Source organism: Streptomyces fulvorobeus (genome assembly GCF_013167895.1).
Taxonomy (GTDB): Bacteria; Actinomycetota; Actinomycetes; order Streptomycetales; family Streptomycetaceae; genus Streptomyces; species Streptomyces fulvorobeus.
Window position 1 is genome coordinate 3,320,055 of the sequence record NZ_BLWC01000001.1, and the last position, 24,475, is coordinate 3,344,529.

The 24,475-nt window shown below is 69.6% G+C and carries 15 protein-coding genes and 1 pseudogene; 4 read left to right on the forward strand and 12 right to left on the reverse strand.

All coding sequences use genetic code 11. The annotated features are described in order from the left end of the window. Positions 1–64 precede the first annotated feature (64 nt). On the forward strand, positions 65–3,670 hold the full coding sequence (cobN, locus tag Sfulv_RS15070) for a cobaltochelatase subunit CobN (protein ID WP_173314236.1): 3,606 nt from the start codon (positions 65–67) through the stop codon (positions 3,668–3,670). A gap of 150 nt (positions 3,671–3,820) precedes the next feature. Here cobN and Sfulv_RS15075 read toward each other — a convergent pair whose 3' ends face one another. Beyond that, entirely contained in the window at positions 3,821–5,509 is a 1,689-nt protein-coding gene (locus Sfulv_RS15075) for a lysyl oxidase family protein (RefSeq protein WP_173314238.1), read from the reverse strand. Between the two features lie 1,031 nt (positions 5,510–6,540). On the opposite strand from Sfulv_RS15075, the gene uppS reads away from it, so the two are divergent. Together uppS and Sfulv_RS15085 are read left to right on the forward strand one after the other, a co-directional pair. After that, entirely contained in the window at positions 6,541–7,242 is a 702-nt protein-coding gene (gene uppS / locus Sfulv_RS15080; RefSeq protein ID WP_371874720.1) for a polyprenyl diphosphate synthase, read from the forward strand. Continuing rightward, positions 7,239–8,794, forward strand: a pseudogene (locus Sfulv_RS15085) (oxygenase MpaB family protein). The gene uppS and the pseudogene Sfulv_RS15085 overlap by 4 nt, the downstream one beginning before the upstream one ends. 458 nt (positions 8,795–9,252) lie before the next feature. Here the strand turns inward: Sfulv_RS15085 and Sfulv_RS15090 are convergent. The 6 genes from Sfulv_RS15090 to Sfulv_RS15115 all read right to left on the reverse strand — a co-directional run bounded on the left by Sfulv_RS15090 (position 9,253) and on the right by Sfulv_RS15115 (position 17,189). Beyond that, on the reverse strand, positions 9,253–9,678 hold the full coding sequence (locus Sfulv_RS15090; protein WP_173314242.1) for a type II toxin-antitoxin system VapC family toxin: 426 nt from the start codon (positions 9,676–9,678) through the stop codon (positions 9,253–9,255). Next, positions 9,675–9,953: a ribbon-helix-helix domain-containing protein gene (locus tag Sfulv_RS15095; protein ID WP_173314244.1), complete on the reverse strand. Its 279-nt coding sequence runs from the start codon at positions 9,951–9,953 to the stop codon at positions 9,675–9,677. Before Sfulv_RS15095 ends, Sfulv_RS15090 begins: the two co-directional genes overlap by 4 nt. A 67-nt stretch (positions 9,954–10,020) precedes the next feature. Beyond that, positions 10,021–10,926, reverse strand: coding sequence for a phosphorothioated DNA-binding restriction endonuclease (locus Sfulv_RS15100; RefSeq protein ID WP_173314246.1), 906 nt, complete (start codon positions 10,924–10,926; stop codon positions 10,021–10,023). A gap of 94 nt (positions 10,927–11,020) precedes the next feature. Further along, positions 11,021–13,450 (reverse strand): helicase-associated domain-containing protein, encoded by a 2,430-nt coding sequence (locus tag Sfulv_RS15105; RefSeq protein ID WP_173317882.1) that lies wholly within the window; start codon positions 13,448–13,450, stop codon positions 11,021–11,023. A gap of 529 nt (positions 13,451–13,979) precedes the next feature. Continuing rightward, the gene (locus Sfulv_RS15110) at positions 13,980–15,497 is read right to left on the reverse strand and encodes a restriction endonuclease (RefSeq protein WP_173314248.1); all 1,518 of its coding nucleotides are present in this window, start codon (positions 15,495–15,497) and stop codon (positions 13,980–13,982) included. Between the two features lie 135 nt (positions 15,498–15,632). Beyond that, on the reverse strand, positions 15,633–17,189 hold the full coding sequence (locus Sfulv_RS15115; RefSeq protein WP_173314250.1) for an ATP-binding protein: 1,557 nt from the start codon (positions 17,187–17,189) through the stop codon (positions 15,633–15,635). Positions 17,190–17,398: 209 nt separating this feature from the next. On the opposite strand from Sfulv_RS15115, the gene Sfulv_RS15120 reads away from it, so the two are divergent. Further along, positions 17,399–17,548, forward strand: coding sequence for a hypothetical protein (locus tag Sfulv_RS15120; RefSeq protein ID WP_173314252.1), 150 nt, complete (start codon positions 17,399–17,401; stop codon positions 17,546–17,548). A gap of 77 nt (positions 17,549–17,625) precedes the next feature. Here Sfulv_RS15120 and Sfulv_RS15125 read toward each other — a convergent pair whose 3' ends face one another. The 5 genes from Sfulv_RS15125 to fxlM form a co-directional block, all read right to left on the reverse strand. Next, positions 17,626–18,624 carry a thiopeptide-type bacteriocin biosynthesis protein gene (locus Sfulv_RS15125; protein WP_173314254.1) on the reverse strand — a complete coding sequence of 333 codons (999 nt, stop codon included), beginning with the start codon at positions 18,622–18,624 and terminating at the stop codon, positions 17,626–17,628. Beyond that, positions 18,606–19,838 (reverse strand): lanthionine synthetase C family protein, encoded by a 1,233-nt coding sequence (locus Sfulv_RS15130; RefSeq protein WP_173314256.1) that lies wholly within the window; start codon positions 19,836–19,838, stop codon positions 18,606–18,608. Before Sfulv_RS15130 ends, Sfulv_RS15125 begins: the two co-directional genes overlap by 19 nt. Beyond that, a complete protein-coding gene (locus tag Sfulv_RS15135) occupies positions 19,835–22,900 on the reverse strand; it encodes a lantibiotic dehydratase (protein WP_173314258.1) in 3,066 nt (1,021 codons plus the stop codon). Before Sfulv_RS15135 ends, Sfulv_RS15130 begins: the two co-directional genes overlap by 4 nt. A gap of 86 nt (positions 22,901–22,986) precedes the next feature. Beyond that, on the reverse strand, positions 22,987–23,178 hold the full coding sequence (locus tag Sfulv_RS15140; protein ID WP_173314260.1) for an FxLD family lanthipeptide: 192 nt from the start codon (positions 23,176–23,178) through the stop codon (positions 22,987–22,989). Between the two features lie 55 nt (positions 23,179–23,233). Next, positions 23,234–24,469, reverse strand: a complete 1,236-nt coding sequence (gene fxlM / locus Sfulv_RS15145) for a methyltransferase, FxLD system (protein WP_173314262.1) — start codon at positions 24,467–24,469, stop codon at positions 23,234–23,236. Positions 24,470–24,475 lie beyond the last annotated feature (6 nt).

Below are 24,475 nucleotides of genomic sequence, written 5' to 3' on the forward strand. Positions count from 1 at the left end.
GGTCCGGGGAATCCATTCCGACACCGCCCGGGGCGTGGACACCCCGAGGAAGGCTTGACGCAGCATGATTCTGCTCCTGTCGACGTCCGACACCGACCTGCTGAGCGCCCGCGCGTCGGAAGGCCCGGTCAGCTACCGCTACGCCAACCCTTCCCGCCTCCCGCTCGACGACCTCCCCGCGCTCCTCGACGGCGTGCACCTCGTCGTCGTCCGCCTGCTCGGCGGCGTACGCGCCTGGCAGGACGGTCTCGACCAGCTGCTTGCCACCGGCCGCCCCGTCGTCGTACTCACCGGTGAACAGGCCCCCGACGCCCAGCTGATGGCCGCGTCCACCGTTCCCATAGGTATCGCCGCCGAGGCGCACGCCTACCTCGCGCACGGCGGCCCCGCCAACCTGGCGCAGCTCGGCAGCTTCCTGTCCGACACCGTGCTGCTCACCGGCCACGGCTTCGATCCGCCCGCCCCCGCCCCGGCCTGGGGCCCGCTGGAGCGGACCGCCCGCCCGGCCGGCGACGCCGCGCCCACCATCGCGGTGCTCTACTACCGCGCCCACCACATGAGCGGGAACACCGCGTTCATCGACGACCTGTGCTCCGCGGTCGAGGACGCCGGCGCCCGCGCGCTCCCGCTGTACGTGGCGTCGCTGCGTACCCCCGAGCCCGAGCTCATCGACGAACTCCGCGCCGCGGACGCCATCGTCACCACGGTCCTCGCGGCCGGCGGCACCCGCCCGGCGGAGGCGTCCGCGGGCGGCGACGACGAGTCGTGGGACGCGGGCGCGCTGACCGGACTCGGCGTACCGATCCTCCAGGCGCTCTGCCTGACCGGTTCGCGCGGCGACTGGGAGGAGAACGACGAGGGCGTGTCCCCGCTGGACGCCGCGAGCCAGATCGCGGTCCCCGAGTTCGACGGCCGGCTGATCACCGTGCCGTTCTCCTTCAAGGAGATCGACGAGGACGGCCTGCCCGCGTACGTCGCCGACGCCGAACGCGCGGCCAGGGTCGCCGGGATCGCCGTACGGCACGCGCGCCTGCGCCACATCCCGGCCGCCGAGAAGCGCATCGCGCTCGTCCTCTCCGCGTACCCGACCAAGCACTCCCGTATCGGCAACGCGGTCGGCCTCGACACCCCCGCCAGCGCCGTCGCCCTCCTGCGCAGGCTCCGGGCGGAGGGGTACGACTTCGGTCCTGAGGAGGAGATCCCCGGTCTCGTCTCCGGCGACGGCGACGAGCTGATCTACGCCCTGATCGAGGCGGGCGGCCACGACCAGGAGTGGCTGACCGACGAGCAGCTGGCCCGCAACCCGGTCCGCATCCCGGCGGCCGACTACCGCCGCTGGTTCGCCACGCTCCCGGCCTCGCTGCGCGAGGCCGTCGAGCGGCACTGGGGCCCGGCGCCCGGCGAGATGTTCGTGGACCGGTCCAGCAACCCGGAGGGCGACATCGTGCTCGCGGCCCTGCGCCGCGGCAATCTGCTCATCCTGATCCAGCCGCCCCGCGGCTTCGGTGAGAACCCGATCGCGATCTACCACGACCCCGACCTGCCGCCCTCGCACCACTACCTGGCCGCGTACCGCTGGATCGCCGCGTCCGCCGGGGACAACGGGTTCGGCGCCGACGCGATGATCCACCTCGGCAAGCACGGGAACCTGGAGTGGCTGCCCGGCAAGAACGCCGGCCTGTCCGCCGCCTGCGGTCCCGACGCCGCCCTCGGTGACCTGCCCCTGATCTACCCGTTCCTGGTCAACGACCCCGGCGAGGGCACCCAGGCCAAGCGCCGGGTCCACGCCACCCTGGTCGACCACCTCGTACCGCCGATGGCCCGCGCCGACAGCTACGGCGACATCGCCCGGCTGGAACAGCTCCTCGACGAGCACGCCCAGATCGCGGCGATGGACCCGGCGAAGCTCCCGGCGATCCGCGCCCAGATCTGGACGCTCATCCAGGCCGCGAAGCTCGACCACGACCTGGGACTCGAGGACCGGCCCGAGGACGAGGGCTTCGACGAGTTCATCATGCATCTGGACGGCTGGCTCTGCGAGATCAAGGACGTCCAGATCCGCGACGGGCTGCACGTCCTGGGCGGCGCCCCGACCGGCAAGGAGCGCGTCAACCTCGTCCTGGCGATCCTGCGCGCCCGCCAGATCTGGGGCGGTACGTCCTCGCTGCCCGGCCTGCGCGAGGCCCTCGGCCTCGACGAGTCGGCGGCCACCCGCACCGCGGCCGACGAGATCGAGGAGCAGGCCCGCGCCCTCGTCCAGGCGATGGAGGACGCGGACTGGGACCCCTCGGCGGTGGCGGCGGTCGCCGCCGGACGGCCGCGGCCGGTCGCCGACATCCTCGACTTCGCCGCCCGCGAGGTCGTGCCGCGCCTCGCCGCGACGACCGACGAACTCACCCACACCGTCCACGCGCTGAACGGCGGCTTCGTGCCGGCCGGCCCGTCCGGGTCCCCGCTGCGGGGCCTGGTCAACGTCCTGCCGACCGGCCGTAACTTCTACTCCGTCGACCCCAAGGCCGTCCCCTCCAAGCTCGCCTGGGAGACCGGACAGGCCCTCGCCGACTCCCTTCTGGAGCGCTACCGCACCGACAACGGCGACTGGCCCACCTCGGTCGGCCTGTCGCTGTGGGGGACGAGCGCGATGCGCACGGCGGGCGACGACATCGCCGAGGCGTTCGCGCTGCTCGGCGTCCGCCCGGTGTGGGACGACGCCTCGCGCCGGGTCACGGGGCTCGAAGCGATCCCGTACGAGGAGCTCGGCCGGCCGCGCATCGACGTCACCCTGCGCATCTCCGGGTTCTTCCGCGACGCGTTCCCGCACACCATCGGCCTGCTGGACGACGCGGTGCGGCTGGCCGCCTCGCTCGACGAGCCCGCCGAACGCAACTACGTACGCGCGCACACCCAGGCCGACCTCGCCGAGCACGGCGACGAACGCCGCGCCACCACGCGCATCTTCGGCTCACGCCCCGGCACGTACGGCGCCGGCCTGCTCCAGCTCATCGACTCGCGGGACTGGCGCACCGACGCCGACCTCGCCGAGGTCTACACGGTGTGGGGCGGATACGCCTACGGCCGCGAGCTGGACGGCCGCCCGGCGCGGGCCGAGATGGAGACCGCGTACAAGCGCATCGAGGTCGCCGCGAAGAACACCGACACCCGTGAGCACGACATCGCGGACTCGGACGACTACTTCCAGTACCACGGCGGCATGGTCGCGACCGTACGCGCGCTGAAGGGCACCGCCCCCGAGGCGTACATCGGCGACTCGACCCGCCCCGAGTCGGTCCGCACCCGCACCCTGGTGGAGGAGACGTCCCGCGTCTTCCGCGCCCGGGTGGTCAACCCGAAGTGGATCGAGGCCATGCGCCGCCACGGGTACAAGGGGGCCTTCGAGCTGGCGGCGACGGTCGACTACCTCTTCGGGTACGACGCGACGACGGGCGTGGTCGCCGACTGGATGTACGACAAGCTCACCGAGACGTACGTCCTGGACCCGACGAACCGCGAGTTCCTCCAGCAGGCCAACCCCTGGGCGCTGCACGGCATCGCGGAACGCCTCCTGGAGGCGGAGTCGCGCGGCATGTGGGCCAAGCCCGACCCGGCGGTACTCGACGCGCTGCGCAAGGTCTTCCTGGAGACGGAAGGCGAGCTGGAGGGCGAGGACTGAGCCCGGCCGCGCGCGAGGCGGCGCACGGCTGACAGGGCCGGCTCACCGGCCGGCGCACGGCTTCCGGAGCCGGCGCACCGGGCGGCAGCGGAGCGGCCCCCAGGACCACGAAGGTCCCGGGGGCCGCGTACCGCACCAGCCGCCGGCAGGTCAGTTGGCGTTCACCAGGTCATGCGCGGGCACGGTCACCGTGCGCGCTCCCGGCGTGCCGCCCAGGACGACCTTGCGCAGGGCGCTGTTGTTGGTGAGATCGGTCTCCTTGAGCCGCTTCTCCGGGTTGGCGAGCACCTGGATGTAGTAGGTGCCGTTCGCCAGGCCGGTGATGTCGAAGGACTGGCCCGGAAGGTCCTGCGTGTACGTGTCGCCGGAGCCCACGTCGAGCACCTCGCGCACCGAGATCGAGTTCTCCTGGCCGCACGCGGTGGACAGGTCGGTGTTCCCCGGCTGCCAGTTGGCGTTCTTCACCGTGTAGTCGACGGCGTCGGTGTTGGCCAGGCAGAACGCCTCCTTGCCGCTGCGCACGGTCTCCTTCTTGTCGGCCTTCAGCAGCCGGTAGCTGGCGAAGTCGGTGAAGTGCCAGTGCTCGTGGCCGGGGCGGGGGTCCCACTCCATGGTGCCGGTCGGCGTGTAGCCGACCTGCTTGCCTTCGGCGTCGTAGAAGTACTGGTAGGCGTCCATCAGCTCCTTGCCGGGCGCCCGGAAGCCGTCCACGACGAGCTGGGCCGGGCCCGCGTTCCACACGTTGGCGCTGAAGGCCAGGTAGTCCTTGCCCTTCACGTTCTCGTAGCCGTCGCTGACCGTGATGCCGTAGGCCGGCAGCGAGCGGAGGTCCGGCTTGGGCACGTCCGGCACGGACGCCTTGCCCTTCGGCCGGGCGGCGTTGGGCGCGACGGCCGGCGCCTGGCGCGAACCGTCCGTCTGGCCGGGAGCGTCACCCGTGTCCGACGCCCGCAGCGCGCTCTTCCTCAGCGCCCAGGGCAGGGCGGGCGGCGCGGGGGTGAGCGGACCGTGACCCACGTTGTACGAGGGACCGGCGCCGCTCGTCGCGGAGGCGGGCGCGGGTGCGCGCACCGGGCCGCCGTGACCGGCGTGACCGGCCATGGCGGAAGCGCCCCGGGCCCCGGCCTCGCCCGACTCGTCCTCCCAGCTGCGCTCGCGGACCGTCACCTTGATCGACCGGGGCTTGTCGGCGATCCCGAACAGGTCCCGGTACTTCTTGGTCACGGACACCTTGGCGGTGTACCTGCCGGGCTTCATGACCACCGGAGTCCCGTAGTACCCCGCGTACGTGTTGGACGCCCAGCCCTTCTCGATCCCCCACACCGAGCCGAGGGTGAACGGGTTGGTCGGGCAGCTCTCGGGATACTTCGACGTGGACGGCGCCTCGGGCCGTACCCGCCCGGAGGCGTTGTTCGGGCAGAAGGACTCCGTCCGGTTCGCCACGACCTTGCCCGAGGCGTCGGTGATGATGATCCGCGCGAAGCCGGGCAGCCCCGCGAAGTCCTTCACCGCACCGCGCGGGAGGGTCCTGGTGCGGACGGTCTTTCCTTCGCGGATGATCTGGGTGGCGACGACCGGGTCCTTGTAGGACTTACGCGTCACCTTGAGCTCGAAGGGCCCGTTGTCGGCGGTGACGTACGTACCGAGGTCGAGGTAGACCCCGGGGTCCTCCTTCCACGAGTCGAGCGTCACCGAGGTCGAGGCCGCGATCAGGTCGAGCTTCGGCGCGGCGGCCGCCTTGCTTTCGGGCGCGGCGGCCACGACTCCGGCGGTCACGGTGATCGCCGCGGCCGCGGCCATCGCCGAGCGCCACAGACGGGTCTGGCGGGATGTGGTCATTTTCCCCGTACTCCGTTTCATACACGGGTTCCGCATGCCTGCTGGGAGCGGAACTCTTTCCCCGGCCGTGAAGAGCCGGTGAGCGGCACCCGAGTTGTCTGCGGACCCAGGAGACCCACAGGGTTGGCCGAAAACCGCTGTCAGCGCGTCGGTTCCGGCCGGAGAAGGACGTTCGGCGGGATGCGGGGTGCGTTTGTAGTAGGGGGATGGCCGGGGGTGCCGAACCTGCGCCCGGGAGCGGCATCCGTGACGCCTCGACCTGCTGACGCCCGCGCGGATTCTGCGTGGCCTCTGGCCACCCGGCCCGGTGGTGGTGCGACGGAGAACGAGGACGCGGCGTACGAACGTGCCGCTCTGAGACTCATGTCCGGCATGAGCCGTCAGTTCAGAGGCCCGGGCAGGGACATCACCGCGGCGCTCAAACAGTTCCGGGGAGCCGTGGCACGTATCGAACAGTGGGAACGCAGGGCACGCTCGCTGGCCTGAGCCTCCCGGTATCCGAGCCGTGCCCGCTGCGGGTCGCGGGCGGCGGCCGGCGACCCGCCTCGCTGAGAAGGGAACGCCGGCTGAGGCCCGCGCCCGGAGCGGACACGCGGCGCCGGAGCGGGAACGCGGGGCCCAGGGCGGGGAGGGTGCAGCCGGAGCGGTACGACCCGGCGCTCGCTCGCGGGCGGCGGGGAGTGGCCCGGCGCGTCACCGGCCGCCCCGTCGCCCTCCGACTGACGTGCTACGGGTGAATATGCGGGCATCGTGATGCGCCCGCGTCCTGGCACCGGCACTCTGCTGAAGGTGCGGAGCAGCGGGGGCGCGCCGGCCGGCCCAGGCCACGGGCCCGGTGAGACCCGCGGACGTGAGCCGAAGGGGGCGCTGCGATGACATCCGGCGGAGCCGGGCCATCCGGTCAGGCGCATGCGACGGGTACGACGGCCGGCAGCGGCGGCACGCGGCCGCGGCGCCCGGCCTTACCGGCGGTCCCGGTACAGCAACGGGGCCCGTCCGGTGAGCAGCGGCCCCGCCCGGTGCCCCGCCATGTGGCGTGCGTGATGGACGGGAACGGCCGGTGGGCGCAGCAGCGCTCCCTGCCGCGTACCTCGGGGCACCAGGCGGCGGAGACGACGGTGATCGACGTCATCGAGGCGGCCCGGTCGGCCGGGGTCGAGTGGCTCAGCCTGTACGCCTTCTCCACCGAGAACTGGCGCCGCCCGGGCGAGGAGGTCGACTTCCTCATGCGCTTGGTGCGCCGTGTAGTACGTAAACACGCGCCCCTCCTGCACGCCCGCGGCATCCGCTGCCGCTTACTGGGAGCCGAGGACCCGAAGATCCCCGCCCCCCTGGCTCAGGACTTCGACGACCTGATGACGCTGACCGAGAGCAACCGGGGCATGACGCTGACCGTGGCGTTCGACCACGGCGGACGCCAGGACATCGTCTCCGCGGCGCGGTCCCTCATCCGCGCCGGAGTGCCCGCCGACGCCGTCGACCAGGAGCGCTTCGCCGCGCACCTGCCGGTGCCCGACATGCCTGACGTCGACCTCGTCATCCGTACCTCCGGCGAGCAGCGCATCTCCAACTTCATGCTCTGGCAGGTGGCGTACGCCGAGTGGGTCTTCCCCCCGGTGCTCTGGCCGGACTTCCGCGCACCGCACTTCCTGGAGTGCCTGCACGACTACCGCAACCGCGACCGCCGCTTCGGCGGCGTGACACCGCAAACGAACGGAGAGCGTGAAAGGTGAAGGACACGGACAGCAGCCACGCCAGGCCCCCCGGCCCGGCAGCCACGGGCCGGTACGACGGCCCCGGCAGCGAGACCACCGACGCGCCGACGGAATCCCTCTTCGGCCCCGGGTCGCAGTTCCACCAGTTCTTCAACGATCCCCGCTGGGCACTGGCCGTCGTCAGGGCCACGGTGCTGGAAGCCGCCCACCCGCAGATCGGCGCGGCACTGGTGGACAACTCCTCCTTCGTCGTCCACCCCTGGCGACGACTCCGCAACACCCTGGTGAGCCTGCAGCGCATGTACGGTGCCGACGAAGACGTACGGCAGCGCGAGGCGGCACGGCTCAACCGTCTGCACACCCGGTTCAGCGGCACGGACGCGAAGAACCGTCCCTACGACGCGATGGACCCCGAAGTACGGGCGTGGGTGGTCGCGACGCTCTTCGAGAGCTCCGTCACCATGTGCCGGCTGAGCGGGCAGCCCCTGGACCCGATCACCATGGAACGGCTCTACGCCGAGTTCCAGGGGTTCCTCACGGCGTTGGGGACCAGGCGGGCCACCTCCCGCCCACGCTGCCCGAGTTCTGGCAGTACTACGACCGCATGGTCGCGGAGGAACTGCAGAACACGGAAGCGCTGCGCATCATCCTCTACAGACTCTTCGAGCACCTGCCGGCACCACCGCTGTTCGCGGGCCTGCCCACGGTCTGGGCGACCGGCCGGGCGCTGGCGGGGCCGGTCATCGGCACCGTCACCGTGGCCTCCCTCCCCGAGGTCTTCCGCCGCCGGGCGGGACTGCCGGAGGTCCCCGGTGCCCAGACCCTGATGCAGGGCGCCTACGTGGCCGCTCGCATGGCCCGCGCCCTGCCCGACAACTGGCTCCAGACCGAGAACGTCATCAGCCTGCTCCACCTGTCGCCGGACGGCGACGGCCCCTACGCCGAGACGCTCAGTACTCTGCGCGGCCGGATGAGACGGGCCGGCGCACTGTTCCGGCTGATCACGCCCGTACCGTCGCAGCAGGACGGCAGACGGGGAACGGGCGATCCGGCAGATACGGCGGGCGCGCCAGGCACGGGCGGGGCCGAGAACCTGCGCAGCGCCCGCGAGTTCTTCACCGAGGTGCTGGACCAGACCGGGGACGGCTATCTGGACTGGCCCGATCTGGCCGCGATGGCACGGGAGCTCTGCTCCCGCCTCGACCTGGACGAGCCCGAGGAGACCCGGCTGTACGACGCGTTCGCCGCGTGGTGGAGGGAACTCCAGGCGGCCCTGGACACCGACGGGGACGGCCGGGTAAGCGAGGAGGAGTACGCGGCCGCGACCCCGTCCCTGGCCGGCCCGGCGCTGATCAGGGTCGCGGAGGTCCTCTTCGGCGTCACCGACGCGGACGGCGACCAGTTCATCGACGCCGAGGAGTACCGGGCACTGTTCAGAAGAGGCTTCGGCCGCGCCCTCGTGGACGCCCAGGGACGCTACTCCCGAGCCGCATTCGTGCGGGACTTCCTCTCCTTCATGTCGGGCCGCCGACGCTCGACCCCTTACGACCCACTGCTCTCCGACGCGTGAAGGCGGGACGCGGCGGGGCGGGGCCGCGCGACCACTGCACGTCGAGGCCCCCGCAGCGAGCTGCGGGGGCCCACGACGTATTGCCCGGTGAGAGCATGCGGAGGGTACGAGATTCGAACTCGTGAGGGGTTGCCCCCAACACGCTTTCCAAATGTTCGCTTGAGGGTCCGGCGGGGGTCATGTGCGTCCTGACCTGTGGCGGAGCGGTCCACGGATGGGCTGTTGGACGGCCCCGTACGTAGGCGAACGAGACCAGGACTGAGACCACGGATGGGCCGTCGGACACCTGCTGCGATCAGCTGGACCACTCAGGCCCCGCTGTGGACCATGCACCACCGGGCCTCGGCCCGCCAGGAGGAGAGACAGTCCGCGCGTGCGTCGCCTGCCCCCTCGTGCCCAGCGCGCACCCGCGCCTTCGCGGGCCTTGATGGCAATACAGAACTGAGACCGGAGGCCGGTCATACCTTCTTGACGACGATCGACTCCGGAACCAACCTCTCCAGGTCGTCCACATCCGAGGTGAAGACGGTGACCTGCCCCTTCTGCTGGCGCGCGATGACGGCGAGTATTGCGTCGATCGCGTACTTGTGGCCGTGCAGATTGGCATCCGCCAGCAGGCGGCGGGCCTGGCGGGCCTCGTCCTTCCCGATGTCAGCGACTTCGAGCCGGGAGAGTACCCAGTCCCAGCGCTGCTCGGTGGTTCTGCCGTCGTACGCCTCGACCAGCGTCATCGGAGACGTGACCACCTCGGCTTCACCCCGGGCTGCGAGGTCGAGCCACGCGATCATCTTCCGGTCGCCGCGTACGGCCAGGGATAGGGCTTCGCAGTCGAGTACGAAGACGCGTAGCGGCCGCTGCCCGGGTTCGCCGGACCGCTTCCTCACGCGGCTTCTCCGGCGCCGTGCGTTCCGGTGGCGCGCCGGCGCTCATGCTCGGCGTCGAGGCCCTCCAACTCCTCGAACGCTGTGGTGCGCTCTTCCTCGGTGAGAGGACCGTGTTCCTCCTGCAGCCAGTCCGACAGCTCCCGCAGCCGGTCCCGGTCGCGCTTGAAGCGCAGCGCCTCGGCGACGTACGCCGACATCCCCCGTTCTGCCGCCTCCGCACGGATCTCGTCCAGGAGATCCTCGGGAATCGTCACCGTTACCTTCTTCGTCGCCATACAAGCGACCATACTCTTGGTGTCACACTCCTTACCAGTGCAATTCTCGTGACCGCCAGGTCGGCGGTCAGGCGGTCGTGGCGGGACGTGGGCTGCCGTAGAAGACCTGGCTGGTGTGCCAGGAACGGTGGGCGGCGGCGATGGGGCGGACGCCCGGCTGGGGGCCGATGAGCGGACGGTCGGCGAGCGTGATGACGTGCTCGCGGGCGGCGGTGCTGTGGCCGACGAAGCTCTGCGAGACCAGGATGCGGTGGCCCTTGCCATGGCCTTCGCCGAGACCGAGTACGCCTTTGTCGAACAGCTTGTGGTGCAGCGAGCACAGGCACAGCCCGTTCTCGACGCCGTCCGGTCCGTCGAACGCCCGCCAGCGCACATGGGCGGCCTCAAGCCCGACCGGCACCGCGCCGATCCTGCCGTCGTACCCGCAGAAGGCGCACTGGTACTCGTACGCCGTCAGGACCATCTCCCGCATCCGCCGGTCCCGCTGCCTGCGCGCGGCCGAGAGCAGTGCGGTCTCGGCCTCCTCCAGCTCCAGGCCGACGGCTTCGCACAGCTCGCCGTGGAGGGAGGGCGGGAAGTTCAGATCGAGCAGCACCCGTGTCATCCGGCCGAGAAGAGACGGCTCCCGCCGCAGCGCCGCCCTTAGCTCCGGCGTCAGCCGCCCAGCGGCGCCGGTTGCGCGCAGTTCCCTGATCCCGGTCCCGGGGCTGCCCGGCCCGCGCTCGGTGCGCACCTCCCACACGCCGTCACTCACCAAGTGATGGAAGGGATAGGCGGGCGTCGTCCGGTTACCAGGACCGTATTCGGCGAGCAGTCCCCGCAGGTCCTCCTCCACGGCGCTGTACCGCAGCTCGTCATCGGCGTCCTGCTGGAACCGGCTGAGCGCGTACAGGAACAGCAACGGCTTGTGCGGAGCCCGCGTCCCGCTCCTCGTCCACTGCCTCAACTGTGCGGTGCGCTCGACCCAGTCCATGGTCGGCGATCGTAGTGGCGGCTCGTCGCAGCGCTTGGTCGTGGGGCATCGCCGCAGTGGCCGGCCGAACACCGAGCCACGACGCGGATCCCGGCTACCCGGGCATGACGCCGTGGATGCGGGAGAGGGTGAAGACCCGTTCGTCGTCGCGCAGGTGGCACCACGCATACAAGTAGGGCGGGTCGAGCACGAGCTCGCTGAGGGTACGTACGGTCCGGTTGCCCGAGGCGGCGACGTACTCGACCGTGATGGCTGTGCCGGCGTCGATGGCATGGGCGAGCTGGCGGACATCGCTGTACGCCAGGTTCTTCGCGCATCCGGCGACGATCTCCTCGGTGTCCGTGCCGTAGGGAACCCCGGTGCCGAACGGGTCGGGAGCCGGAAGTATCGGCGGGGCGGCCCGCAGCCTGGCGACCAGCGTGCTCAGGCCGACTGTCACCGGAGTCACCGTCGGCACGGAACGCCGCCGCTGGCCTGGGAGTGGGGGCGGGACCGGTGCGGCGGCACGTCGGCGCCGGGTCTTTTCGACGCGTACGGTCCCGTCGGCCCTCTCGGCAACGGGGGCGTAGCCGGCGGCCCGGAGCGTGGCGAGGGTCTTGTCGAGTGGGGTCCGGCTGACCAGCACGGTCGGTGCCAGCAAGCGCAGGCCGAGGGCGGCGAGCTTTCTGTGCGTGACGAGTTCGGCGAGGAGAGCGGGTTCTTCGCCGTGGATCACACAGGCAGCGGGGGTGATGCGCACACGGCCGTGAGTGCGTGCGGAGTCGTTGATCAGGTACGACAGCGACTGGGGGAGGGCGCCGACCGCGACGGCGCTCAGATCTGCCGCGATGGCATCCGCCGTGCGGCCCGTGTCCAGGGCACGGCGAACGGTTGTGGGGCTGAACCGCCACACCGATGCCGTGCCACCGACTTCCTTGTCAGCGACGGTGTCCAGCAGTGCGGCGAGGCGGGCGGACGGTGTGCCGGTGACGACGGCGGTGAGGTCCGCGCCGAAACGGGCTGCCCTGGTGGCCGTCGGCAGCAGCCGCTCACAGGCGGCGGCCAGCGCTTCGGCGTCGTCGGTCCGCAGAGCGGCACCGATGGGGGACAGGGCGCCGCGGGCGACGACCCCGAGCAGTTCCGCTTCCCGGATCGCGGTGGCGAAAGGCGTGGTGTCCTGGGAGAGCTGCTCGGCGAGCGGGCGATGCCAGGCGACCAGCGGCCCCAGTTCCGCGGGGCTGTGCACTCCCCGGTCCGCCGGGAGCTGCGCCGCGGCGGCGAGGAGCCCTTCCCGGGCCTGTGGACAGCCGCCGCAGGGCGGTGTTCCGGCGAGCGCGGGCAGCGCCTTGCCGTCCTCGCCGCGTGCCTGGGTCGGAGTCAGCGGAAGCGTCCGCCAGGCGTGGAGAAGCGCGGTGAGCTGTTCCGCCGGTTCTCGTTCCGCCCAGGTGTCGCATCCGTCCGTTGCCGCGACCTGGTCGCCGTCCCGGGCCAGCAGCCCGGCGTCGTACGCCGTCTCCAGAACTAGGCGTACGACGATGTCGTCGCACTGTGCCGCCTTGCTGATCCGGGACAACTCACGTGCTCCGACCCCGCCGGACTTCAGCAGGACCGGCGGAGCCGCGGAGCACGTCGCCAGAACCGACGCGGCATGTGCGGCGAACGCCGTGGCGGCGGCCGCCGCCTCCCGGTCCACTTCCGCCGAGGTGACGGACACCGTCCGCACGACGGGCGGGACGGGCTCGAAGGGGGCGCGCCAGCCGGCTCCGCGCAGTGCGAGCGCCACCTCGGCGGGCATGCGTGTGGATTCGTACCCGGAGTGCCGGTCCTGGACCAGCAGTCCCCGCTCCAGTGCCCATCGCACACTCGGCTCGAAGTCGGCCGGCGGGGTCCTGAACATGAGGAAATGCGCCTGTGATTGAGCCTGTTCACCCCGGTGAGAGGCTCGCCGCTCAAGCAGATTCCGGGTGGACGAAGGTGCCGAAGCGATCACCGCGGCCACCCGCTCCGGATCGCTGTGGTGTTCCAGGAGGGCCGTCAGCCGATGCTTCTTGGTGGTGCCGGGTGACGGGATGCCCAGGGCCACCAGCATGCGGCGCAGTTCCTCGGAGGTCGTGTCCGCCAGTAGCCGGGTGAGCGGGGCGTCCAGCCCCAGCGGCGAGTCCCACGCCTGCGGCAACGGCGCCGCCATGCGCAGCAGCCCTTCGCCGTCCGGCCAGACGAGTGCGCGGTCGGCCAGCGCCTCCAAGGCCGCGCCCAGCCCGCGAGCGCTCTCCGTTCCGGTCACGTCCACCAGATCGGCCAGGGCGGCACATGGAACGGGCCCCAATGCCGCCAGTGTCTCGGCTACCTGCAGGTGTGGCAGCGCGAGTCCGGTCAACACCGGGGCCACCGACGCCGGGCGCTGAAGGCGGTCCGCGAGTTCGCCGAACGATCGTGGTTCCGGCGGGGACACGGCATCCGGGCGAGCTGCCAGGACCCGCTCAAGCCGGTCGACTTCCAGATCACTCAGCCACGCGGCCAGAGTTGATCCACTGGGCTTGCCGATGGGGACACCTCACAAAGACGAGTGCCGGTGGTCTCCGACCGGAATCGGTCCTGCACAGACCCAGAATGGCGGATCGCGGGGGACGCTTGCGTCCTGAGTCGGCAGAAACCCGCTTCTGAGTGAAGGCGATGTCTTGTGACTCGACCCGGCGACGGCAAGTCGGCGGAATGAAATGTCTCTTATGTTGGAAATGAATGAGACCAGAACTGAGACCATCAACGTCGAAGGCCCCCGCAGCGAGCTGCGGGGGCCTTCGACGTATTGCCCGGTGAGAGCAATGGCGGAGGATACGAGATTCGAACTCGTGAGGGGTTGCCCCCAACACGCTTTCCAAATGTTCGTGTGGGGGTCCGGACGGGTTCGCGGGCGTTCTGACCTGCGATCCAGCGGTATTGGGTCGCTCGGAGGGACCTGCGTGAACGCCCATGAACGCAACCCGAACTGCAACCCTCGGCAGGGCGCGGACGCCGCGTAGGGACGAGGCCAGCCGCTCAGGCGACGGACCGCGATCCGTTCGGCGGAGTGCTCCTCACCTGAGGTCTTCCGGAACCCAGCCAGGCGGAACCTTGGGAAGCCCGATGAGGGCGTCGATGCCGAGCTGTTCCTGGAGTAGAGCCTTGAGCCCACGGCCGTCGATGAGCTGCATGCGGCCGGTGCGATGGGCGAAGTCCAGGCTGGTCTTTCCGAACCACGCTGTAGTGACAAGGATGCCCTTCGCGGCGGCTTTGTCATGCATGACGCCGGCCAGCGCGCGGACGGCTTCCGCTGGGACAGTGTTCTTGGTGCGCTTGGCCTGGATGGTGCACAGGCCGCCTGTCATCGGATCCTCATTCGTCGCGACAGCGTCGATCCCGTCGTCCCGCGATGCCTGGGTGACCCACGCCTTCATGCCGTACGCCTCGAAGAGGCGGCGGATGAGGTGTTCGAACTCGATGGGATCCAGCGTCATCAAGTCCGGCCTGCTGTCTAGTCCGGCCACGACATCCACTTCGGGAGCGAACTTGTACTTGCTGAGGTCGAATGTGACCACAGGGCGGACCGGTTCGAGGTCGTAAGGGTGCTGGGAAACGATGGCGTTGAGGTGGCGCAGGCACTGGACCGGGTCGAGCGCGGGTTCGTCCAGCACCAGGTCCTCGAAGTCGTCACGACTGCTGCGCACACTGACCAGGCACGGACGGATAGCTTTCCCGGTGGCCCGGTTCTTACTCCGGACGTGAGCGTTCAAGGCAACGACGTCGACAAGCGACGGCGGGCTGGCGGCCAGCACCTCATTGATGGCGCGCAGCGCCAGCCGAGCGACGAGCCGTGAGTACTGCTGCTTGACCTCTACTTCTTTTCTGGGCTGGGGGATGACTGCGGCTGGGGCGGTGGACTTGAAGCGGAACTGCGCGACCGCAGGCACGACCTCCTGACCCGGAAGATCCATCTCCACGACCAGTTCTCGTGTCTCGGGCGCGAATACGGCACGCCACTCACCCCGCAGGCCCTCTGGATCGGGCAGCTCCGTCAGAACCCTTTCGATCGCTTCGACCAAGCCGTCCGGTCCGCTGCTGTTGAAGGCGTCCTCCACGGCCGTCCGGTGACCGTACAGACCCGTCGCTCTCTGTAGGAGGATCGCTTCCAAGGATTCGATCCGCTCCTGTACCTGCGTCGTGCGGTCGACTGCCTCGGCCTTCAGCGCTTCGGTACGCGCCAGTTTCGCCTGCCGCTCGGCGGCCGCCCTGACCTTGGCGTCCTCACGTTTGCGACGTTCCTCGGCCTGCCTTTTGGCGGTCTGGCGCTTCTCCAGGTCGCGTTCGATCTGCGCGGCCTTACGCGCTCGCTCCGCGTCCTGCCGTTCCTTCTCCTTGCGTGCCCGCTCCCACTCCCGGGCCTGCTCCCGCTCCTGTTGCGCTCTGGCCCGCTCTTCGCGACTTCGAGCCTGCTCGGCGGCCCGGGCACGTCGAGCCTGTTCCTGTTCCAATCGCTTCTGCTCGGCAGCCTTGGCCTTCTTCGAGCCCTGGTACGCCTTCACTAGCTGTCCGGCCAATGATTTCTTACGTGCCACGATCCCCTCCCGATGCGATGCTCGCGCTCGTCCTCAGATCTGCCCAGCCAAGCCAACGGGCAACCGGCATGTATGAACGCGTGGCGTCAGGTCGGCACTTGTGGGCCTGCGGCCGTAGCTTTTCCCCACTGGTGATCACGACGAACGGGGAACGGCCACCGCTAGGAGAGTGCCCTCACCGAGATGCAGCCAGCCTCGGCCAGGGGCGGACCTATCGCTGACAGAAGAGAGTCTTACCGAAGCGCTGCCGATCAACCTGCCGGACGTGGGGACCTGAGGCGCGAGGAGGAGACCCCTATGCGCCTTTGTCAGTTCGCTCAGCCACTTCAGACTTTGGTCGAGTGCCTGCTCTTCGCCAGCTGCGACCAAAGCCGTTCCTTCGTCGAATCCGTGGAGGAGTAGATGTCTCAGCACTGAAGAGGCCCCAGAATCTGCTAGCACCTCGGCGTCATCCATAACTATCACCACCGGGTCTTCACGAGTGGCCGTGTCCAATGCCTCCTCCACCTCCCGACGCTCGAAGTCCTTCCGGTCGATACAGCCCATCACGGAGCCCTGCCCCGCTAGTGCCCGGAGCGGCGAGGGCCGTGGCGCGATCAGCAGGATTCTGACGCCGCCTGCCATCAAAGAACGTGCGACCGTCGTCAGAGCGGTGGACCGCCCAGATCCGGCTGGCCCAGCGATGGTGAAAGCGGGTACGGTCCCGGTCGCGAGATCGGGGCCGTGGGCAGCTAAGGGATCGCCTCCTACGCCTGCTAGTACCCACAACCGTGACGCTGTCGAAGGTCGCATTTCCCACGCTTCGTCAAACCCGATAGAGGACGGTAGAGCTTCGAGGCGTGCCCGCCAGCCCAAATTCTCGCGGGCTGCGTTCCAGAGCCCGAGCATCATCGTGCGGTCCTCCAATTGCAAGCGCGCTGCATTGGAAAAGGCGATGAGAGCCTCGCGGTCAGGTAGTTCGTCAAGCGTGTACCAGCGGATCCATCTATGAGCGGAGATCCGCGTTTCGTGTTCCATGTCGGTGAAAGACCAGCGGTTCTTTAGGCGGTGCGTACGAAGGATGCGGTGCAGTGCAACGAGTTCCGAACGTGCAGAGGAGTTTGCCACTGAAAACTCGTGGCTCTGCACCCCGTAGAACGTTGCATTCGCCGGTCGGTGCTCCTCTAGTGCGTCCGCCATTTTCGCGAATCCCTCACTTCGGCGGACAACCCCGAGAAATACTCGGAGTGCGTCTTTGTCGTCCCAAAGTGACTGTGCGGCATTAATGATTAGGGCTTTGAGGGGCTCCAAGGAGAGATCGCCTGGCGCGTCATCTTCCGCATCCTCATCCTGTGCCGTGGCATCGTCTGGAACGCCCGTGTGAGCTTGAGTGACCGCTTCGCTGGCTGCGAGCTTCCACAGGCCGTCGAACCGATCGGCTGTTGCGTCCTCGTCATGGCGAGCTATCTCGGATAGGGCGCGGACGATGAGGTCGAGACGGGCGAGCTGCGGCAAGTCGGGCTTCTGAAAGACATCCAGAATCGCTTGGTGATTAACGATATAGAAGTTCTGCGTGTCCTTGCCGATTCGATCTCGGATACCCCGTGCGGATGGCAGTCCCGCGTTCAGTCTGAGCTCATGGAGGCTGTCGTTGAGGTCCTTCAGATGGGGCTGGCGGGAGAGATCGGGTCTCGTCCAGACCTGAGCACTCACGATGCCTCCCTGGGACCGGAGTTCGCTGTATGACAATGCGGCGCGCAACACGCTAGCTGTAGTCAGACTCTGCCACAGAACGCTTGCCAGCGGACCTAGCTGACTGATCTTGTCAGGGACTGTCCAGGGCTGTCAGAGGGCAGTGAGGGCCGCGCACGCTGATTGTGGAAACAGCGTTGGCCGATCACCCTGGTATGGAAGGTCTCCCCATGGAACAGCTCAGCGTTCGTGCGCTCGTCTTACTCCTGTCGGGCACCCTCGTCGTCGTTCTTATCGTGCGCGCACCCACCCTAGGCTTCGCCTTGGTCGGAGCGGCGGCCGTGGTTGCAGTGCTGGATCAGCTTCTTGACAGGGGGTGATCCGGCCGTCGGTAGATGATGCCGTATGACAGCCCAGCCGTGGAGTGCGGAATCCACGGTGCCGAGGACCTTGTGCGTTAAGTCGCCCTACTCCCGTTGCCGTGCAGGATCGCTGTCCTGGCTGCCCAGGCCAGGATGCTCTGCCCGCGCATGGACAGCCCGAGCCGGTTCCAGTGGAAGATCACGTGGTAGCTGAGTACCTGTCGCAGCCCGCGGTTGAGCGTTCCGTACTGGACGCCGCGGGCGAGTGCTTGGCCGACGCTGTGAAACGCGGCGACCCACTCGGCGACGGGTTCCAGCGGACCTCCGGGGCGCAGCAGGACGTCGCTGTCGGCGAGAAGCAGGGTACGAATCTCCTGGGCTCGGGCGTCGAGCCGCTCCTGCGGAACGTCACTGACGGCCGAGCGGTGCTCCGTCGTGATGACGCGGTCCCAGGCATCGCCCTGCTCATACCACTCCAACCGTGCGGCGCGCATCATGATGGTGCACAGCAGGACGGACAACTCCCTCGGTCCGATGGCGAGATCGTCGCGCAGGCGCAATTGCTGGATTTCTCGGCTGTCGGTGACGAACAGGGCGTGCGCGGCCGTCATGCTGGTCTTTCCGCCGAACGCCGGCGTCTCCGGTTCGTAGATGCCGGGCCACCAGCGCTGAAGGTGTCCTTCGGATACGAGGCGGTCGAAGCCATCCTCGATGGTCAGCTTGGCACCGCTCACGGGCTGGATCCGGAGACGCAGCCGCCAGCAGGGGTGCTTTCTGGTGTACCACCAGCCGTCGATCGCGTCGGCGGCTTCCGCCTCGCGCAGGATGGTCAGGACATGCGTGGCGAAAGTGCTGTCGGCGTTCGACCAGTCCGTGAAGTGAAGGTACGTCTGCCACCAGTCGGTGGTGGCCGCGTGGCGGACCAGGGCTTCCCGGCCGGCCTGGTCGTAGACCGCGACTGCGTCGGAGAGGACCACGGGGTCCATCCGGTACTGGCGCGCTGCGTCGCGGAGCGGCAGGCCGGTCAAGACGGCGAGGACGGCGTGCTGCGTCGGGCTCGGCTCACTTGGCTGAGTCAGTTGATCAAGAGACATGCGTCCCATCCAGTGCTCGGTGCCTGCTTCGAGGCGAACGTGGTGAGGGCGAGTGCGGTGCCGGCCGCGCCGTTGATCAGGCCGGGAGTCGAGGAGGTGCTGGGCTGGCCGGAGGCGGTGAGGGCGTGACCGAGACGGTCCGGGAGGATACGCAGCCGTGGGTCGAGCGCGTCTGCGGCTGCGCGGTGAGCGGTCTGGTAGATGCCCGCCCATCCGTGGCAGAGACCGCTGTCGGTGACCAGGGCGAGTTGCGCGGGATCGGACAACGTCCGGTACAGGGCGTCCTCGTAGAACTTCTGGAGCGTGGGTGAGCGCAGGGCGATCCCCGCGAGCTGCCCTGCCCGTGCGATGCCTGTCGTGCCGTAGCACCAGCTCGGACGGGCGGGGGCGTCGTGATGTGGCTGACTGCGGTCGAGGTCGCACCGGGAGATGTGCTCTGGCCACCACGGGCCGGAATCGCCGTGCTGGCACCAGGCGTCGAGGTGGGCGCAGATGGTGAACATGGCGTCCTGGTGGCCATGGACGGTGACGCCTCGGCGCATGGCCTGGGCTAGGAGGAGGAGCGGGCCTGTGATGCCGTGGGCCGCGCCGAAGTTGCCGTGCCCGCCCGGGAAGTGGGGCGACTCGCCGCGCGCCGGGTCATGGCGGACCCACCAGCCGGGCAGCCCGCGCCCGTCAGAGGCGAGCGGCCGGGTAAAGGCGACGAGGTACTGCAAGATCCTTTCCAGGGCTGGGCCCTCGGGCTCGGTGCGCAGGAGGTAGGCGCCGACCCCTGTGAGGCCGTAGAAGAGGTCGTACTCCGCGAAGGTCGGCAGGTCTCCCCTGCCGATACGGGCGAGCGCGGCGTCCACGCGGCGGTTGGCGAGGTCGGTGATGTGCTGGTGAAGGGTCGTGCGGGCCGAGACGTACAGATGCCGGTAGGCCGGAGGGACGGCGGTGAGGACGAAGCCGACGGCCGGGGCGCCGAGGAACAGGCCCGTCTGGTCGGCCGCGCTGATGGGTCCGGAGGCTGCACTCGTGATCCACCGGTGCGCGGAACGCCAGGAGCCGCCGTACCTGCTGGCGATCTCGATGTGCAGCAGGCTGATTCCGGCAGCGCCGTCGGCGAGCGACTGCACCGCCCAGGGCTCCTCCGGGGGCGGGGGAGGAGGCTCAGCCAGATCAGCTGTGTACTGCTCCAAGGCTGTTGCGGCGGTGGTTGCCAGCGTGGTCATCGGTCCGCCATCCGGTGCTGGAGGGCGGCTGTTCGCACGAGTCGAATCGTCGTCTCCTCGGTGCGCGGATCGACGCCAAGAGCTCGGACGTGGTGCTGGTGCAGCAGCGACCGGGCGACGTCGAGCGGATTACGTTCACTGACCAATGCGGTCCGATAGAAGTCCACGGCGGCGGCGCGGGCTCGCCACGCTTCAGTGACCTGCTGGCCCCCGGGGAGGGGCGCGAGCGCAGAGGCGCCGTTTGGCCCGGTGAGTTCGAGCACCTGGCTGCGCAGGGTCCGGTCCAAGCGTCCGGTGCCCTGGGGGAGGTTGCCCACCAGCCACTCTTCGGCCGCCGCAGCGTTCGGTGCCAGGGGAGTGACGAGGTGCAGTGCGCTGGCGGCGGCGAGGGCCTGTCGGGCGAAGGCATCGGTGCGCTCGGCGAGCTGGATCTGCGCAAGGGCGGCGGCGGAGTCCGCGGCGAACACCTGGTGCGCGGCGTCCATGGCCGGCCCGTGGCCGAAGCGTCCGGTCTGCGGCTGGTACGGGGCCAGGGCGAGTCCGGACGCGAGCCCCATCGTGTGCAGGCTGTCGGCCCACGCGCGGACGTGCCGTGCGCCGACTTCGTACGAGTCCGGCGACAGGAGCAGGGTGAGGTCGAGGTGCTGGTCGGCGTCCGGCCGGGCCATCTCCCGGTGCCGGGTGAACCACCAAGTCGGCGGCTCCTCCCCGAACGCGGTGAGCAGGCGGGGGAGCTGGTGGCTCAGGATCTCGTCGTAGCGGCGCGGATGGGCGTGGAGCTGTGCGTGAAGAACGTCGCCGCCGCCCGGCAGATGCCGCTGGGCGCCCGGAGACGTAGTGGAGCGCGGCCGGGGCACGTACGGGGTGTCCGGCTCGGATCGGCCCAGCGAGAGCCAGATCTCGTGTGCCCGTCCGATCCAGCCGTGGGCGTCTGCGGCCGGTACCTCGCGCAGCTCCACGCGCCGGGCGTTGTCGAGGTGGGCGCGCAGGACCCGGAGGTGGACCGGGTGGAACAGGTCGAGCGGGAGGCGCTGGTCGTACTCGATGACGGCGACCTGCATCGGGACCCGCAGCCGGTCCCGCCAGGAGGCGAAGGCGTCCTCCCACTCCTGCCCCGGGGCTTTGCGGCCGGGCAGGTCTGCCGCCATCAGCAGCCATCGGGCCTGCGTGAGGATGGTGCGGCGGTAGCGGACCCGAGGGAGGTACGGGAGCCGAGAACCGGCGCCGAAGTCGAACGGCTTGTAGGCGGCGTACCGTCCGTTGGCCACCTCTGCCAGGAACCGGGCCAGCGGCGGGGTCTGGGTTCCGCCTTCCAAGGCGTGCAGGACCCGCACGTCGATGGGCCGGCCGGTGGAGAGCTGCACGAGATGGAAACTGCGCGGGTCGGCGGTTACGGCGATGTCGGCGAGCCGGATCGTCGTCTCGTCGCGCTCCTGGTGGCCAGACAGCTCGATGATGTGCGGCAGCAGTCGTGATGTGCGGGTGACGTTCTCGTTGCGGTGCCGACGCGGTGGGAACACGAGCTGCGCCGCGAGGCGGTCCGGTGCCCCGCGATAGCTGGTGGCGAGGGCGTCTTGGTGCTCGGGCGGCAGGACGTGGGCGAACCGGCCCGCCATGCTGCTGCCGGGGCGGGGCACCGCCGTGAGCAGGAGGTCGAACGTGCCGCTGGACAGCGCCCGGGTGCTGGGGGCGTGGATCTCGAAGGCGGCCTCCACTCGGGGCACGAACAGCCGCTCGTCCGTTCCGGCGGCCTTCTCCAGGGCATGGACCATGTCGTCCGTCAGCCGCAGTTCGTCGCGGCCGTCGAGTAGGACTTGCTGCATCAGCGAGAGCAGCAGCTCGTCGCGGTCGGTGCGCACCTTTAGGGAGGCTCCGCGTTCGGAGCCGATGTATCCGGCCGGCAGCCCGAGGCCGCTGTCGGCAATCAGGTCCATCACCGGCACCAGGGCGCCGACGCCGTACCGGGCCCGGAACCGGCGGTGGTAGTCGCGCCAGTGCTGATAGCCGTAGGGCTGCGGGGTGGTCCGGTAGAGGGCTGACACGGCTGCCTGCGCTTCCGCGATCACGGTTTGCGGGAGCTGGATCTCGCAGTCGAGGGCGGTGTCAATGAGCAACGGTGTCGGGGTGACGGCGGTGAGGGCGCGCATCCGCGTGGCGAGGGCGCTCACGCTGATGTCGGAGAGTGTCGGCTGGTGGGCGGATACCTCGTCGCGTAGTGCGTACAGCTCGTGGACCAGGTCCCGCACGTCAGGGATGTTGTCTGCGTCGTGCTGTTCCAGTTCGTGGCACAGGTGCTGGAGGGGGTCCACGGTGGTCATGGGTGCCCACAGGCTGGTGATGAGGAACCGCTGCTCGACCAGGCTGGTGAGAAGCGCGTCGATCTGCTCCGGTGTGGCCTGGGGGAAGCTGTCGCACAGGTGGCCGTACAAGGCGCCGTAAGGGATGGGCGAGCGGGCGGCGTCCATGACGGCGGCCACCGGCCGGGCATTGCGGACGGATATCTCGACCGGGGCCAGCAGGACGGCGTGCCCGTCGGAGGGTGGGCCCGGCGCCACGAGCCGATCGCCCCGCGTGTGAGCGGCGTTGTTGGCGACGAGGGGGAGCCGCGTCAGTAACACGGGGCTGCGCTGAAGCTGGAGGACCATGTCGGTGACCCACTCGGAGTCCGGCCGGATCAGCACGCGGTGCTTGTCGCGCCACCGCGCGCTCGCCCTGGGCCCGACCGTCACCGGAGCGGTGCCGGCGAATAGGCCCAGCGGGGTCGGCCGGTGCTGCCACCGCAAGAGGTAGGAGACCGTCGATACCGCGGTGCGGCGGACGTGACGGGGTTCGGACTGCCGACCCTGGACGACTGCTTCGATGGCATCGGACAGGACGGGGGTGGCCAGCTCCAGCGCGTTGCGGAAGCCATCGCATTCCCAGACGCGGTTCAGCCACCCGCGAGTGACGGCCACGTTGTCCAGGTCGAGGGTACGGGGGATGTCTGCCGGCCCGGGGCTGGTGGTGGCGCGCAGCATGGCAGCGCCCTGCCATCGGTAGTCGGCGACTGCTCGGGAAACCATGGGGCCCTCCGTCTGGCGGGGCGGGTGAGGGGCCGGTGGGCCGAGCGGAGCACTTCGCTCGGCCCACCGGCAGGGAACGGCCTGGATCAGGCCGGGTCCTCCGTGAAGGAGCCGCAGGCGGAGGCGCCGGTCGCGCAGGTGGTGCCGCAGCCGTCGCCCGTGGAGCACATGAGCTTGCCGTACGCGTGCTCGGCGATGACGACCTTCACGTCCAGGGGCGCGAAGTCGTCGTCCAGGCCCGCCAGCGGGGCGAGCGGGGCCAGAGTGGCGCTCGTCATGTTCGTGCCTTTCCTCTTGGTGTTTGGATGGTGTGGAACGACCTGGCTTCCGGCGTTACGCCGAGGGCCAGGAGAGCGAGACCCGGCTGTGCACCTTGTCGATGACCCGGTCGGCCGGGATCTGGTCATCAGAGGTGTTGGCCGGATAGACCCGGATGACCGGGCTGGGGCCCCCGCGCCGGCTGGCCTCCCAGTCGCGAAGCACGTCGGCGACCTGGTCGGCGAACTGCTTCGCGTTCGGGCCGAGGGCGTGCACGCCGTATTCGATGTGCTTGTTGTCCTCGGTGCGGCGGGTGACGAGGTAGGCGAAGGTGTCGTCCTCGACGGCGGCGAGGGCGAACCGCTTGTTCACGGGGGCGACCAGGCCCGTGTCCAGGTCCTCGTCGACGGCCATCGTGCAGAAGCCGGGCAGGCTGATGGCCATGGCCATCTGGAGGGTGTCGATGAGTTCCGAAAGGCCGATGACGACGCCTGTCCACAGCTCGTGGCGCGGGAACGTGACCGCGTTGTCCAGTCGGTGTGGGTCGGCCGGTAGTCCGTCGTCGAACTTCAGCCCGATCTCCGGTGTGCCGTTGACGAGAAGAAGTTCTTCCCGGTGGGCTGTCGAGCCCTGCATCGGGACGAAACCGCAGATGAGCGCCGACACGCTCTCCAGGTAGGGACCGTGTTCGCCCGGGATCTGGGTGAAGGCGACCGACCGGGTCAGGCCACGCATCCGCAGCGGCACCACAAGCCGACCGCCCTGCTTGAGCTGCACGGTCCACGCCGGAGCGATGTCCCAGGCTCCGGCAGTCACCATGACGACGTCGACCTCGCCGAGCTCCGGAATGGGCTCGGCGGCGTCGGCGGTAAGGACGCGTACCCGGTCGTAGCCGTGCTCGTTCAGGAGCCGGTGCGCCCGCTCGGTGACTACGGGGTCGATGTCCACGGTGACGACCTCGCCGTGCTCGCCCACGAGCTCGGCGAGGTAGGCGGCGTTCAGCCCGCCCGAACCGATCTCCAACACGCGCATGCCGGGCTTCACCTGGGCCTGCTCCAGCATCATCGCCTGGATCTGCGGGGCGGAGACGGAGCTGAGCTGCACACCGTGCTCGTCCGTCTTGGTGATCACTGCCGCGTACGTGTCGTACGCCTTGTCCAGCGGGGTGTCGGGAATGAACGCGTGCCGAGGCACCTTGCGCATGACGGCTTCGATCTCCGAGGAGGAGATGTCGCCGCCTGCGCGCAACTCGTCCACCACCTTGTTCCGGAGACGGGTCGCTTCGTCGGGCTCGACGGTCGTGTTCGTCATGGACTT